The organism is Natronomonas sp. CBA1123 (genome assembly GCF_009741925.1).
In the GTDB taxonomy this organism is placed as follows: Archaea; Halobacteriota; Halobacteria; order Halobacteriales; family Haloarculaceae; genus Natronomonas.
The window spans coordinates 106,879-121,678 of record NZ_WPCC01000001.1 but is presented as its reverse complement, the minus strand read 5'-3'; the positions used below and the strand labels follow the sequence as shown (position 1 = coordinate 121,678).

At 61.1% G+C, this 14,800-nt stretch carries 13 protein-coding genes and 1 pseudogene; 11 read left to right on the top strand and 3 right to left on the bottom strand.

The window, feature by feature from the left end; genetic code table 11:
• The first annotated feature begins 1 nt into the window (after position 1).
• From GJ631_RS00590 to GJ631_RS19320, 4 genes and pseudogenes are all read left to right on the top strand, one after another.
• A complete protein-coding gene (locus GJ631_RS00590; RefSeq protein WP_156707276.1) occupies positions 2 to 2,473 on the top strand; it encodes an RND family transporter in 2,472 nt (823 codons plus the stop codon).
• Positions 2,474 to 2,914: 441 nt separating this feature from the next.
• Positions 2,915 to 3,190 (top strand): antitoxin VapB family protein, encoded by a 276-nt coding sequence (locus GJ631_RS00585; RefSeq protein ID WP_156707275.1) that lies wholly within the window; start codon positions 2,915 to 2,917, stop codon positions 3,188 to 3,190.
• A 40-nt stretch (positions 3,191 to 3,230) separates the two neighbouring features.
• Positions 3,231 to 3,578, top strand: a complete 348-nt coding sequence (locus GJ631_RS00580) for a type II toxin-antitoxin system VapC family toxin (protein WP_370518514.1) — start codon at positions 3,231 to 3,233, stop codon at positions 3,576 to 3,578.
• A 164-nt stretch (positions 3,579 to 3,742) separates the two neighbouring features.
• Positions 3,743 to 3,949: pseudogene (locus tag GJ631_RS19320) on the top strand (hypothetical protein); the annotation flags it as partial.
• A 27-nt stretch (positions 3,950 to 3,976) separates the two neighbouring features.
• Here GJ631_RS19320 and GJ631_RS00570 read toward each other — a convergent pair.
• Positions 3,977 to 4,804: a TrmB family transcriptional regulator gene (locus GJ631_RS00570; protein WP_156707273.1), complete on the bottom strand. Its 828-nt coding sequence runs from the start codon at positions 4,802 to 4,804 to the stop codon at positions 3,977 to 3,979.
• Between the two features lie 361 nt (positions 4,805 to 5,165).
• Here GJ631_RS00570 and GJ631_RS00565 point away from each other — a divergent pair, with 361 nt between their 5' ends.
• From GJ631_RS00565 to GJ631_RS00550, 5 genes are all read left to right on the top strand, one after another.
• Positions 5,166 to 6,512 carry an ammonium transporter gene (locus tag GJ631_RS00565; protein WP_197424685.1) on the top strand — a complete coding sequence of 449 codons (1,347 nt, stop codon included), beginning with the start codon at positions 5,166 to 5,168 and terminating at the stop codon, positions 6,510 to 6,512.
• Positions 6,505 to 6,852, top strand: a complete 348-nt coding sequence (locus GJ631_RS18370) for a P-II family nitrogen regulator (RefSeq protein ID WP_197424684.1) — start codon at positions 6,505 to 6,507, stop codon at positions 6,850 to 6,852. Before GJ631_RS00565 ends, GJ631_RS18370 begins: the two co-directional genes overlap by 8 nt.
• A gap of 7 nt (positions 6,853 to 6,859) precedes the next feature.
• On the top strand, positions 6,860 to 7,309 hold the full coding sequence (locus GJ631_RS00560) for a hypothetical protein (protein ID WP_156707272.1): 450 nt from the start codon (positions 6,860 to 6,862) through the stop codon (positions 7,307 to 7,309).
• 193 nt (positions 7,310 to 7,502) lie between these two features.
• Positions 7,503 to 9,452: a primary-amine oxidase gene (locus tag GJ631_RS00555; RefSeq protein WP_156707271.1), complete on the top strand. Its 1,950-nt coding sequence runs from the start codon at positions 7,503 to 7,505 to the stop codon at positions 9,450 to 9,452.
• A 145-nt stretch (positions 9,453 to 9,597) separates the two neighbouring features.
• Positions 9,598 to 10,380, top strand: a complete 783-nt coding sequence (locus GJ631_RS00550; protein WP_370518524.1) for a sulfite exporter TauE/SafE family protein — start codon at positions 9,598 to 9,600, stop codon at positions 10,378 to 10,380.
• A 116-nt stretch (positions 10,381 to 10,496) separates the two neighbouring features.
• On the opposite strand, the gene GJ631_RS19315 is transcribed toward GJ631_RS00550, so the two are convergent.
• Together GJ631_RS19315 and GJ631_RS00545 are read right to left on the bottom strand one after the other, a co-directional pair.
• Positions 10,497 to 10,946 carry a hypothetical protein gene (locus GJ631_RS19315; RefSeq protein WP_370518513.1) on the bottom strand — a complete coding sequence of 150 codons (450 nt, stop codon included), beginning with the start codon at positions 10,944 to 10,946 and terminating at the stop codon, positions 10,497 to 10,499.
• Positions 10,947 to 11,480 (bottom strand): sugar-specific transcriptional regulator TrmB, encoded by a 534-nt coding sequence (locus GJ631_RS00545; RefSeq protein WP_156707269.1) that lies wholly within the window; start codon positions 11,478 to 11,480, stop codon positions 10,947 to 10,949.
• Between the two features lie 183 nt (positions 11,481 to 11,663).
• Here GJ631_RS00545 and GJ631_RS00540 point away from each other — a divergent pair, with 183 nt between their 5' ends.
• Positions 11,664 to 12,908 carry an MFS transporter gene (locus GJ631_RS00540; protein WP_370518512.1) on the top strand — a complete coding sequence of 415 codons (1,245 nt, stop codon included), beginning with the start codon at positions 11,664 to 11,666 and terminating at the stop codon, positions 12,906 to 12,908.
• A gap of 58 nt (positions 12,909 to 12,966) precedes the next feature.
• Positions 12,967 to 14,694 carry a heme peroxidase family protein gene (locus GJ631_RS00535; protein ID WP_156707268.1) on the top strand — a complete coding sequence of 576 codons (1,728 nt, stop codon included), beginning with the start codon at positions 12,967 to 12,969 and terminating at the stop codon, positions 14,692 to 14,694.
• Positions 14,695 to 14,800 lie beyond the last annotated feature (106 nt).

Below are 14,800 nucleotides of genomic sequence, written 5' to 3'. Positions count from 1 at the left end.
GATGAGCTTCGGCGAGCGAATCGAAGCGGCGATGCGGCAGCTCAACGGTGTCATCGTCGACCATCCACGTCAGGTCATCGCCGTGTTCCTCGTCATGACCGTCGTGTTCACCGCGGGCATCGGACTCGTCACCACCGACACGGAGGCGACCGATTCGTTCACAGAGGGCCTCGAAGAGCAGGAGGCACTCGACGCGGTCAACGCGGAGTTCGAAGACCCCTTCGCAGCCGACAGTGAATCGACACAGCTCATTCACACAGGCGGGAACGTCCTTACGAAAGAGGCGATGGTCCGGGACCTCCGCGTGCTTGAACGCATCGAGTCTCGGTCTGACCTCCGCTTGGAGACGGCAAACGGGCCGGCCACGGTCGTCGCACAGACGCTTGACCCCTCGGCAACGTCGATTAGCGACCAGCGACGCGTCGTTGAATCAGCGACGAACACCGAAATCAGAGCGACCGTCCGCGAACTCCAGGACAACCAACGATTCAGCCGGAGCCTCTCGACTGACTTTAACCCGACGAGCGCCTCCGCGTCGGCCTCGATTACGGTCGTCTCTCACGATGTCCCGGCCGGGTTTACCTCGAATGACCTCACCGCAATCCAAACCGAGATCCGAACGATTGCCGAGGAACAACCGGGTGACATCCGAGCGTTCGGGTCCGGGATAACAAGCGCCGAGACAGCGCAAGTCATCGGTGACTCACTGACGATCGTGATGCCGGTCGTCGTCGTCCTGTTGTTGCTGTTCTTGATCGTTGCCTATCGAGATCCGATAGACCTCTCACTCGGACTGTTGTCTCTGCTGATGACCGTTATCTGGACGTTCGGGTTCCTCGGATACTCGGGGATTCCATTCAATCAACAGATGATTTCGGTTCCAGTTCTCCTGCTCGCTGTCGGGGTTGACTTCGGAATTCACATCATCAACCGCTATCGTGAGGAGACCGTCAAGGGGTACGACCCAATTGCGGCGATGCGGACCGCGAACAACCAACTCATCATTGCGTTCGTCATCGTCACAGTCACGACCGTCTTCGGGTTCGGCGCGAACATCATCTCCGACCTCGCGCCGATTCGGAACCTGGGGCTGGCATCGGCGGTCGGAATCGTCTTTACCTTCCTCATCTTCGGCATCTTCCTTCCGGCGGCGAAACTCGAAGTTGACGGGTTCCGCGACCGATATGGCCTTCCCGAGTTTAATTCGAAGCCGATCTCCTCGGAGGAGTCGGCGCTGGGTAAACTCCTCTCGTTCCCGGCACGAGCCAGTCAGTACGCGCCAGTCGCGTTCGTCCTCGTGCTGTTGCTATCCGGCGGCGTCGCGGCTGCATACGGCAGCAGCGTGGACACGTCCTTCGAGACGGAGGACTTCCTTCCACCGGAGGAACAACCTGAGTATGTCACGTCGCTGCCGGAACCGTTCGCTCCTGGGGAGTACACCACAGCGGCGACAATCAACTTACTCGAAGACCGTTTCGCCACAAGCCAAGACCAGTCCGTGAAGTTATACGTCGAGGGGAACTTCGAAGAGGACCACGCCTTGACAGCGTTAGCAGAGCCGAATTCGAACCCACCCGACGCACTCGCCGTCGGTGACGGTGGGGCAGCACGGCCACAAAGCATCGTGACGGTCATCCAATCGTACGCCGACCGAGACCCGCGATTCGGGGCCCTCGTCGCCCGCAATGACCGCAACGGCGACGGGATTCCCGAGCACAATCTCGATCGCATATACGACGAGCTGTTCGCTTCACCTGCTGGTGACCGGGCCGCACAGTATCTCACCCCCGACCGCGGGAGTGCACAGGTTTCCTACGCCATCAAGTCCGACGCCACTCAGGCTGAAGCCGCTGTCGACGCACGGTCGTTCGCCGACGACTTTCGGTTCGACGCGACGGCAACCGGCCAACTCGTCGTTTTCGATGCGGTGACGGATGTCATCTTCCAATCGGCGATTCAGGGGATGCTCCTTGCCGTCGGACTGACGGCCCTGTTTCTCGTCATCGCCTACGCGGTGTTGGAACGCAAACCGATGTTGGGAATCGTCAACGTCTTCCCGATACTGATAGCAATCGCGTTCCTTATCGGGACGATGCGGTTCCTTGGGATGTCACTCAACGCCTTGACCGCGACGATCCTCTCGATCTCCATCGGGCTGGGAATCGCATACTCGGTCCACGCGACCCACCGGTTTATTGACGAATTCAACGAGAGTTCGGACGCCTACGACGCGATGCTTTCGACGCTGACCGGTACAGGTGGTGCACTCCTCGGGAGCATGCTTACCACGTCGCTCGGGACTGGTGCGTTGGCCCTCGCCATCACGCCAGTCCTCGGTGATTTCGGCCTCTTGATGGCGTTGAGCGTGCTCTACTCGTTCGTATTCACCGTCGTTGCGCTCCCGCCAGCGGTGTTGCTCTGGGAGCGGTATCGCGGTCTCTGGTCTACTCCAGGTACCTCGACGACAGCTTGATTGGTCGCTAACTCCGCCGAACACCCCGTCGCTTTCTTCCGATTGCTCCGATGGTCCCGAACCTTCAGCAGGTGTGGCGGCACGCACCGTCTGTCTCGTGTTTCCCCAATCGGGAACGACTGACCACCGGTTGCCATGCTTCACCGGTCCCTATTTTCGCCCCGAACGAGTACGAGATCTTCGACGACAACGGCGGCGCCACCGAGGACAGGGAAGTTGAGACTACAGGGGTTTAGAAGGGCTGTGGTGCGTGAATTCAACCGACCCGGCCAGTGGAAACCGCTCCAGACGGCTCTCCAAGCAGCTATATTCCAGTCGCAAATCAGTTTTTATATTGACATTTTCTCCGCCCTGAAGGGAGTGGCATCCACCTCGATTTCTCCGTCATTCGTGGATAGAGGTCGAGTAATGCATTTGTGTTTGTGTATACAAACACAAAATATGGGGACGAAAACCATCGGCATCCGAGACGACGTGTATGAGGAGCTGAAGGCACGAAAACGAGAGGATGAAAGCTTTAGCGACTTGGTGACCCGACTCTTAGAAGAAGCGTCCATCGATTGGCGTGAAGGGTTCGGGACACTCTCGGAAGACGATGCTGACGAGCTCGAAGCACTTGTTGACCGCTCCCGTGAGCAGCTGGGCACGGGCATGGCCGACCGACAACAGGAGGCGCTCGAGGCGCTGGCAGGGGACGACGATGATGAAACTGCTTGATACGACGTTTCTCATCCACCATTGGGCGGGTCGAGACGCCGTGGCAGACTACTTGGAGCGCCACGAGGATGAGGAGTTCGTGACGACGGCGTTGAATATCAAGGAGATCGCTGTCGGCCGGGAGCTACAAGGAAAACTGGATCCCTTCGAAATCCAATCACAGTTCGGATGGGTGCGAATTATCCCGTTTCAATCGGAGCATGCGGTTCTTGCAGGCGAGTTAGAAGCCGCACTTCACCGGGATGAGCAAATCAATCAGGAGAAGATCAACTCCCTCGCCGGTGATGTCCTGATTGCCGCCGTTGCAAAAGCAACCGGGGCGACGGTCGTCACGCGGAACAGAGACGACTTCGAGTTGCTTGATGGCGTCTCCGTTGAGTCATACTAACCGATTCTCGCTCGCTATCGTCTGGGGTAATTGCGAACGAAAACCATCCAGTCGGGTAGAAGGCATTCTTACGAGAGTTCCGCCATTCGCCCATCGCAGCGGCCTTCTTTCCGTACGACATCTCCACAACCGACCTCAATGACGATGACTACGTGGTCGAATAGTCGGCGCTTCGGCACCTCTTTTCGGCTGCGAACCTCGTCCCGAACAAATACGAAATCTTCGACGCCGATGGCGGCCACGTCGGCGACATCGAGGGCAAGTTCTCCATGCGGGACGCCTACACGGTAACCATCGACGACGCAAGCGACGTGCCGAAGGAAGCGGTTATCGCGGCAGCGTGTATCCTCGACGCTCTCGAAAACAAGTAGCCAGTCGAGTTCGAGGGAGGTTGGCGGTCAAACGCTTTCGTCACCAGTTCGAACGGAGGTGTTCGCGTGGGTGGACGCCCGGTTCATCTCGTGACCGTTCGCCCAGAGCAAATCGAACAGCTGTGACTGAGTTCTGTACAGCGTATCGCTCGTCGTGGAGATACCGACGTAGCCGTCGTCGTTGTCCGCGGCGAAAGCCACGAGAACGTGGGCGTTGTCGTAGAGGTAGATTCGGCCTTCGATGTTCTCGACGCGTCGGATGTCCATGATTTTCTCGGCACGCTCGTAAATCGCCGCGGGGACGACGCCGTCCTCGGAGACGACGGCCCGAATCGTCGTTCCGGTCTCGGCCTTCCGCGTCAGCTCTTCGACGTGGTGATTGAGAATGTGTTCGAAACTGATAGGCGTCGTAATCATTCGAATCTCCGAAGTCGCCGTCGTCGTGAGCTCGGAAAGCTTCTCGAGGATGTGGTGTCGGTCGGAGTACGTCCAGCAGATTTCAGAGCCCTCGGTAGCCCCCGTTGTGTTCTCGACCGCGTTTGCGAACTGGTCGCCGAGACGCTGCATCTCGGAGAGTTCCTCATCGTACTGACGCTGTTTGTACTCGCGGAACCGCTCGATTGCGAGGTCGGGGTCGACCGGGCCGAACTTCTTCGGTCGCCCCGGCTGAATCTCGACGAACCCTTTCTCTGATAAGGAATCGAGAGCGTCGTACACGCGTGGCTGCGGAACGTCGCCTCCATCGGAGACCTCCTGTGCCGTCGAAATGCCACGTTGCAGGAGACAGGTGTACGCACAGGCCTCGTATTTCGATAAGCCGAGTTCCTTGAGATACATCGACGGTTCGGTTCCCATACACCAACGTGGCCAACAGTCGGTTGAAGTATTTTGCCCTTTAGGGGAATTAGTATTCTATAAGTGGTAAGCTTCTTCCAAATACTTCATCAACGTCTTTTTCACGCCGGCTATAGAAAACGTATGTCTGTTCGACCGTCGGCGGAGATAACTACTAGCCAGTTGTAACCAGTGTATAACACACACTCCCCTATCTGTATGACTGAAGTGCCCAAATGTTCCGACAATATCTAAAAGTCAGGGTAAACAATGGGATAGAATTCGAATCACATGTCGTTCGTAAAATTGGGTCGGTGAAATCGGGCGGCCGTGACGGACAGTCCGTCGGTCGGTCCGAACGTGAACCGGGCCAGGTGAAAGCATGCTAGAGCTGCCACTGCAGGCCGACCCCGAGGTTATTATGGAAGGGGTCAATCTCGTGTGGGTACTTATCGCGGCGTTCCTCGTGTTCTTCATGCACGCCGGGTTCGGGATGTTGGAGTCCGGGCAGGTCCGCTCGAAGAACGTCGCCAACCAACTGACGAAGAACCTCCTGACGTGGGGCGTCGGCGTCATCGCCTACTTCATCGTCGGGGCCGGGGTGTCGGCGCTAGTCGCCGCACTCACGTCCGGCGGGAGCACGGCCGGAGCATTCGCCTACATCAACGGCGGATCGACCGCGTGGGCGAGTTGGCTATTCGGGGCGGCGTTCTCGATGGTGGCTGCGTCCATCGTCTCGGGTGCCGTCGCCGAACGCGCCCAACTCGGCGGCTACCTCGTCTTCACCGTCTTCGTCGGCGCGCTCATCTATCCAGTCGCGACCGGGCTGACGTGGGGCGGCGGCTTCCTCGCCCAGCTCGGCTTCCAGGACTTTGCCGGCGCCGCCGTCGTTCACATGACCGGCGGCGTCTGTGGGCTGACCGCCGCCTACGTCCTCGGCCCCCGTCTCGGCAAGTACAACGACGACGGCTCCGCGAACGTCATTCCTGGCCACTCGCTGCCCTACGCCGTCCTCGGGACGTTGATCCTCGCCTTCGGCTGGTTCGGTTTCAACGTCGGGACCGCAGTCGAGGTGTTCCAAATCGGTGACGGGGGCGAGTTGGCACTCGCCGACTACGCCTACGCTGGCCGCGTCGCGCTCAACACGGCGCTCGTGATGGGTGCGGGGTCCATCGGTGCCGCGCTCGTCGGCTACGTACGACGCGGGAAGGTCGACACCCTCATGACGGCCAACGGGCTGTTGGCCGGCCTCGTCAGCGTCTGCAGTATCGCCGCCGTCTCGAGTTGGACCGGAACGCTCGTCGTCGGCTTCATCGCCGGCGTACAGGTCCCACTCGTCTTCGAGCTGCTCGAACGGGTCGGCATCGACGACGTCTGTGCGGTGTTCCCGGTTCACGGCTCCGCCGGCGTCCTCAGTGCGCTCGCCTACCCATTCGTCGACACCACCTCGGCGTTCAGTCTGGCGCAACTCGGAACGCAGGTCGTCGGCGTCGTCGTCCTCGCGGCGTGGGCCGCCGGCATCACACTCGTCGTCTACGGTGGATTGAAACTGGTCGGCTGGGCACGCGTCTCCAAAGATGAGGAAATCGACGGCCTCGACGCCTCCGAACACGGCATCGAGACCTATCCCGAATTCGGCGGCAACGTCGTCAACGACGTCGGCTCGCCCAGCCCCACGCCGGGAAAGACACCCACCGCCGACGGTGGTGAGGTGAGCGACGATGACTGACATCGAGATGGTCATCGCGTATCTCCGGCCGGATAAACTGAGCGAGGTGAAACAGAGCCTCTCCGAGGTCGGCGCGCCATCGCTGACGGTCTCGAACGTCTCGGGGCGCGGCTCCCAACCCGTCAAGAAAGGACAGTGGCGGGGCGAAGAGTACAGCGTCGACCTCCACCAGAAGGTGAAACTCGAGTGTGTCGTCGCCGACATCCCGAGCGAGGATGTCGCGGAAGCCATCGCCGACGCCGCACACACCGGCGAGTCCGGCGACGGCAAGGTGTTCGTCCTCCCGGTCGCGGAAGCGTATCAGATTCGGACCGGCGAAGTCGGGCCCGACGCTGTCTGACTCATCGATGTCCGAATCGGACGACCACGCGGTCGATAGTGATGGACTGACGGTCGAAGGACCCGACGATGACCGCACGGATGGGTCGGCTCTCATCCAGAAGCGGTTGGGCCTCATCGACGACGAGAGGCTCGATGACGTGACCATCCGCATCGATTACGACGCATTCGACTATCGTACCGTCCTCGTCTGGCTGACCGTCAAACTCGACGTGGTCGACGACTGCATCGAGCGACTCCGAACGCGTCCCGGCTTCGTCACGGTGTACGAAATCTCCGATTCCCCGAACGTGTTCGCGGTCGCGAAGTTCCCGAGCGAACGCGCGGTCGGCGCCTGTCTCAAGGAGTTGCTGTTGGCCCCCGAAGTTCGGTCCGTGGCGATTGATTCCGTCGAGGAGGTCGTCGTGGAAGGGGTGCCCATCGACGAGGCGTCTCCCGACCCCCAGATTGAGGGGTAACGCGGGCAGCCCGCCGATTCGACGAAATCCTTCCCTTTTCGTACGGTCGATAGCAGCAGCTCGCGGCAGTTCGGCCCCAGCTGCTCGGTTACTACACTTGGGTTGTAAACAACCACCAATACGGAATCGAACATCGAGTGGATTGTCGGCTCGTTCACCTGACGAACGTTCGGTGATCGGGCCAGATTAACCCATGAGCAAGCAACAAACAACCGCGGCGGTGGACCACCCGCTCGACCCACTCACTGCCGACGAGATCGAAGCGGCCGTCGAGATCTTCGAATCGGCCTCCGATCTCGGCGAGGAGATACAGTACCACAACGTCGTCCTTGAGGAGCCGCCAAAGGCGGTCGTTCGGAGCTTCGAACCCGGCGATGATATCGACCGGACGGCGACGCTCGTCGCTCGCGAGGACGGCGAAACCTACGAGGGAACGGTATCGCTCACCGAGGAAACGCTGCTCGACTGCGAGCACGTGCCGGATGTCGAACCGGCGGTGATGCCCGAGGAGATCGAGGCTGCACGGGAGACCGTCAAAAACGACCCCGAGTGGCAGGAGGCAGCAGCGAAACGCGGCGTCGAGAACTTCGACCTCGTCATGGTCGACCCGTGGTCGGCAAGCGGGTTCGAACCCGAAGAACACGAGGGCAAACGGCTCTGTCGTGCCCTGTCGTGGATTCGAACCAGCGAGGACGACAACGGCCGCGCACGCCCCATCGAGGGGCTCTTCGCGTTCGTCGACCTCGACGAGATGGAGGTCGTCGACATCGAGGACAACGGCGTTCCCGACCCCGACAACCCGCTCCCGCCCGAAGACGCGGATTACCGCGCCGACCGCGTCGAGACACGTGACGACTTCGAACACCTCGATGTCATCCAGCCGGACGGCCCGAGTTGGGAAGTCGAGGGGAACAAGGTCGAGTGGCTCGACTGGGAGATGCAGATCGGCTGGACCGCCCGCGAAGGGCTCGTCTTCCACGACGTGAAGTTCGACGACGGCGATGAGTCCCGGCGAGTCCTCCACCGCGCCTCGGCCTGTGAGATGGCCGTCCCCTACGGCGACCCCGATCCGAATCACTCCTGGAAGAACGCTTTCGACATCGGCGAGTACCACGTCGGGCGGATGGCCAACCGACTCACGGAGGGCTGTGACTGTCTCGGCGTGATGAAGTACTTCGACGTGGAGATGAACACCATCGAGGGTGAATCCGAGACCCTCGAAAGTGCCATCTGCATGCACGAGGAGGACGACGGCATCCTCTGGAAACACACCGAGGAGCGAAAGCCCCACACCGAGGTCCGCCGCCGCCGTCGCCTCGTCATCTCCTTCATCGCGACGGTGTACAACTACGACTACGGGTTCTACTGGTACTTCTACCCCGACGGCAGTATCGAGGCCGAGGTTCGGCTGACCGGTGTCGACTCCAACGGCGTCGTTCCCGCCGACGAGACCGCGGAGGACACCTACGGCCAGTACGCCCTCGTCGCGCCACAGGTCAAAGCGCCCATCCACCAGCACTTCTTCAACTTCCGGTTGGATTTCGACATCGACGAGAGCCCGATGCGGGCCTACGAGGTCCACAACGAACCGACGGGCAGCGAGCGCAACCGGAAGAACGCCTTCCGTGCGAAGGAGACCCTCTTAGAGCGAGAGAACGAAGCCCGACAGGACATCGACCCGCTCCGTGGCCGCTACTGGCGGATCGCCAGCAGTGAAACCGAGAACTCCTACGGCCGCAGCTGTGGGTACAAACTCGAACCGCACTCGAACGTCTCGGCGCCGATGAAGCCCACCTCGAGTTACATGGAGCGGTCGGGATTCATCCAGAACAACTTCTGGGTGACGCCGTACGACGACGACGAGCGCTTCGCCGCAGGCGATTATCCGAACCTCAACGACGACACGACGGGGCTGCCCGAATGGACCGAACAGGACCGGTCGCTCGTCGACGAGGACCTCGTCGTCTGGTACACACAGGGTGTCAACCACGTCCCCAGTGCGGAGGACTGGCCGATTCTCCCGGTCGAAATCGCCAGCTTCCACCTCAAACCCGAGGGATTCCTCGACAGCAACCCCTCGATCTCGTTGCCGCCCGAACCCTGCCACACCGATTACGAGATTACCAGCCCAAGCGACGACTAACGGCGTCGTCGGCTTTCCAGTCAGTCTCTCGGTTGTCATCGCCACCCGACAACGGTCGAGTGGTGACGAGAGACCGTGCCACCGACCCGCTGTGAGTACTGTATGCGCCTGCTTCAACACATTCCAACCATGGTAGCCATCGATGATTGATTTCGCGTCAGTTGCCCGCGTCGACCTCGTGTTGTTCTTCGGTATCGGCGTCCTCGGCGGGGCCCACTGTATCGGTATGTGCGGCCCGGTCGTCTCGATGTACGACAAGGCACGAACGGATGGGGGGTCGGTTGGGAGCACCCGGGACGTACTCTATCATCACGGCCTCTTCAACCTCGGCCGGACGACGAGTTACGCCCTCCTCGGTGGACTCTTCGGCGCGCTGGGCGGGCTGCTGTATCTGACGGCCGATACCCTGCTGGCGGTGACGAACGTCCTTCGTGGAACGGTCGGCGTCGCCCTCGGCATCCTCATCATCGTCCATGGACTCAGTTCGGCTTTCGGACAGCACACGAGCGTCCTTCAGCGACTCCCGCTTCCGGGCGTCTCCATCGGCCGGCTGCTAAACAGCGCCTCGACCCGACTCACTCGGCTGGCTGATGGGCCCGGAATCGTCGGCCTCGGGTTGCTTCATGGGTTGGTTCCTTGCCCGATGCTGTATGCAGCGTTCGTCTACGTCTTCGCAGTTGGGTCACCAGTCGTCGGCATCGCAGCCCTCGCTGCCTTCGGACTTGGGACGGTCCCAGCCGTCCTCTTCTATGGCACTACACTGGGCACATTCGACACCCTCCGGACGGGTCGTGTCCATCGTCTCCTCGGCGCGATTTTCGTCGCTCTCGGTTACGTGCTGCTCGCACACGGCCTGATGGCACTGGGAATCCATATCCCACACCCGGAACTGCCCCACTACTTGCCCACCGAGCTTGGGCGGGAATGACTTCTCGTCAAGTGGTCCGCGACGCGAAGCGTCTCGGTGTCATTCTCCACCGACCCGGAAACAGGTGCTCAAGCAGCTGGTGCCTCTAACCGAGGAGCGCGGCCTCATCGACACGATCAGTCGTTTTCCGACCATAGCGCCTCAATTCGTTCGTCGATTGCTGTAAGAACGGTCGAATATACTTCGAGCGGATGCTCGGACAGTTCCGGAATATCTCGCACGTTCCTTCCGTTCGGAGGGATATGGAAGTGGAGGCGTGTATTGTGGTCGCTGGGATGTCGGTCCCATCGACACTCCCAGTGTCCTCCCGACGATTCGGTTTCAAGGTAGTGGATGGAAAAATCACCACTGGTGAACCACCGAATGTCAATACGAGCAGTCGCTACCGATGCCGGATATCGACCCGTATCGAGCGTGGCGGTCAGTACACGTGGCTCATGCGGGTCGGGGTCGAAGCCGGTCGTCTCCACTAGCGGGTCGTCGACGAGGTGTGTCTCGAGGAGTCGGAGGGTTTGTCGGTCAACTGGCCCCGTCCCTCCAGTGAGGGCCTCTGTTGGTGGGACCATTTATACCGGAATGAGATGGCCGTCGTTTTCGGCGAGCCGTCGAGCGAGGTCATACAGCCGAACGTCTCGAATGATACTCCGCCAGTCACTCAATGCCTCCATTCGGTCGTGAATAGCGTCGTGGGATTTTGCATCGACTGCAGACAGCGTCGCTGGATCCGTGGTTTCGAAGCGTTCCTCGTAGGCTGTGCGTTGGGCCTCCAACTCCCGCACACGGTCGCGGATTTCTTCGACCGAGAGAGCGTTGGCGATTCGACTGGCTTCCTGCCATTCGAGATATCCGTCATTGCGCGCGTATTTCGCCGGTCGGCCATCGGTGTCAGCTTCCGCGATACCCATCTCAGTGAGCCTGTCTAAGTGCTTCTTGGCGGCGTTTGGCGAACAGTCCGCAGTCTCCGCTATTTCCGTGTAGGGTGTTGGTGTCGAGGTTCCGAGAAGAACGGCATACACCCGACCGAACGTATCCGTGCCCTTTTGCCACCGTCGGGACCCATCGGTGGAGTCTCCTGATGGAACGGGGTCGAACTCGTCCATGGAGGTACTAGTCACTAACACGCAATATAATTTTGGAAGGTACAAATATATGCAGACGCTGTCGCGACTGGAGAAGGCGTGGACAGGTAGAACGTACTCGGATGCGGTCGCCCGCCGTACGCTCGCTGCTGTCAACGACTCACAATAGAATATATTTACAACCGCAACGCAGTCTCACTCCCTGTGGACGACAACGACCGTTCTATCGTCGGGTTCGTGATGGCTGGCCACGCGATGGTCCACATCTACGAACTCTCGATTCCGATTCTGATGACGGTGTGGCTGCTCGAATTCTCGACGACGACAGCCGTACTGGGCACGGCAGTCGCTGTCGGCTACGGCCTCTTCGGCGTCGGTGCCTTGCCGGGCGGCCTCCTCGTCGACCGCTTCGGCTCCCGGCGACTCATCACCCTCTGTCTCGCCGGAATGGGCGTCTCGTTTCTCATCCTGAGCGTCTCGCCGGGTATCGTCGGCATCACGGCAGCGATCGCCATCTGGGGCGCCGCAGCCAGCGTCTATCACCCCGCGGGCCTGACGCTCATCAGCAACGGCGTCCGCGACCGCGGCCGCGGGTTCGCCTACCATGGCATGGCCGGCAACGTCGGTATCGCGGCGGGGCCACTCGTGACGGCGCTGCTCCTCCTCGTTTTCCCGTGGGAAACCGTCGTCGTCATCCTCGCGATTCCGGCACTCATCGCGGCCGTCGCCGGTCTCTCCATCGAGTTCGACCCGACGGCAGCCGTCGAGATGACCGACGGCGGCCACGAGCGCCAGCCACCGTCCTCGCTCTCGGCGTTCCTCGCCGAGACAAGACAGTTGTTCACCGTCGGCTTCGCGCTCGTGTTCGTCATCGTCGCGTTCAACGGCCTGTACTACCGCGGCGTTGTGACGTTCCTGCCTGAGTTACTCGGTGACTTTCTCACCGCGACTATCGGCGACGCCCGCCTCGGCCTCTTCGACCCCGACAGCCCGATGGCCGAGGAGTTCGACCTCGCACAGTATCTGTACGTCGCCCTGCTGATGGTCGGCATCGGCGGGCAGTACCTCGGTGGCCGCCTCACCGAGCGCATCGAACCCGACCGCGGGATGTTGTTGATGCTCGTCTGTCTGACCACCTTCGCGCTGCTGTTCGTCCCGGCCGCCGAAACGGGGCTGTGGGGACTGTTGGCCGTCAGCTTCCTGCTCGGGTTCGCACTGTTCGCGATGCAACCGCTCTCGCAGGCCACTATCGCGAAGTACTCGCTGGCCGGCTCTCGCGGGCTTTCCTTCGGCTATACGTATCTCGCCATCTTCGGCGTCGGCGCCCTCGGTGCGGCGATTATCGGCACGGTACGCACCTACGGGTCGATGTCGACGGTGTTTCTCGCCTTGGCCGCCTTCTCGACGCTCGCGGGGACGTTCGCAGTGCTACTCGTGACGCGAGACTGAACATTACATCTCATCACAACAAAATTTTATGTAGTCGTGATTTGTGATATCGTTCGTCATGGGGGATGAATTCACAGTTAGTGGACGTGTAACCTACGGGGATGGCGTCGCTGCGGTTGGGTTGACGGCGATGGCGGTCGATGCCGACAGCAGTCCTGACGACCCACTGGGTGCGATGGCGGTTCGGCCGGATGGCTCCTTCGAGCTCTCGGCGAGTCAAGCTGATCTCGGCGGGCCACAGGAGGGCACACCCGAGACGCATCTGTACCTATTCCGCGACGGGTCGCTACTCCACCACCAGGAAGTCGACGCCAATCCGACGGCGACCGTCGAAATCACGGTCGACCGGCCCACCGAGCCATCGATGGACGATATGGTGGACGCAATGTGCAACATGCACCACGGAATGTCGGACCAACGCGGGATGAACAACACCCCGCGTGACCCGTTCCATCCCGGCCACGGCCGGTTCGGACGGATGTTCCCGTATCTGGAGGCAGCCGACCACGATGTGTCGTTTTTACAGGAACTCGGGAAGCCGGGTGGGCCACTCGATGAGACCACGCACGACCGCTCGGTCGGTGAGTCGTCCGTGCCGGCTGGGTTTGCTATCCTCGGGCAGTTCATCGACCACGACATCACGCTGGACCCGCTATCGAGTCTCGCCCAGCGAAACGACCCGGATGCCCTTCGAAACTTCCGGACGCCGCATCTCGACCTCGACTCCGTCTATGGGTCCGGCCCCGAGACATCGCCGTACCTGTACGAGTCACCGCTGCAGGGCGGCAATCACGAACGCCTGCTGGTCGCCACCGACGGGCGGGCGGACGTGCCACGCAACGCCGAAGCCGTCGCCCTCATCGGCGACCACCGCAACGACGAGAACCACCTCATCTCGCAGTTCCAGTACGCGATGCTGGAGTTCCACAACGCCATCATCGAGTGGGTCGGCGAGGACTGCAAGGACGCCTTCGAACACGCCAACCAACTGGCGCGGTGGCACTACCACTGGATCGTCCTCGAGGAGTTCCTCCCGACGGTGTGTGACCCCGACGTCGTCGACGACATCCGCGAGGAGCGACACCACTACACCGTCGGTCAGAGCACGGAACCGTACCTGCCGATCGAGTTTGCCGGCGCTGCCTATCGGTACGGTCACAGCCAGATTCGCGAGCAGTATCGGGTCAACGAGCACACGGAGAAGGCGCTGTTCGGCCACGGTGACGACGCCTTCGGGATGGGATTCGAAGCCCCGTCTGCTGAGGACGCCGTCGACTGGCGATATCTGTTCGACCTCAAAGACCCTGCGATCACCCCCCAGCGAGCCAGAGCTATCGACTCACTCATGTCGCCGGACCTGCTGGACCTTCCCTTCATCGGCAGTGGCGACTGGCGTGCCTCGCTCGCCTCCCGCAATCTCGTCCGCGGCTACCGCCTCGGCCTGCCAAGTGGGCAAGCGATCGCCCGCGCGATGGGGCTGGACCCGCTTTCGAACGCTGAACTCGGGTTCGACGAGATTCTGGACGCCCACGACCAACACCCCGACACGGAAGCACCGCTGTGGTACTACGTGCTGGCGGAGGCGCGCGTGGCCAGCGGCGGCGACCACCTCGGGCCCGTCGGAAGCCGCATCGTCGCCGAGACGCTCGTCGGCCTCATCGGTTCGGACCCGAGTTCGTTCCTGACCGTCCAGCCCGGCTGGACGCCCTCGCTGCCGGCGCCGAACAGCGGCCAAGACGACTTCTCGGTGGCCGACCTCCTCGAGTTCGCACTCGGCGAGGACTGAGCCGGATTAAGAAGCCCGAACTTCCGGGGTATGGAGTGGGACTTTCGATAGATGACGTACCGGTCGAAAGACACCCAGAAGCCGCCGAAAGGATATAATACTCAAG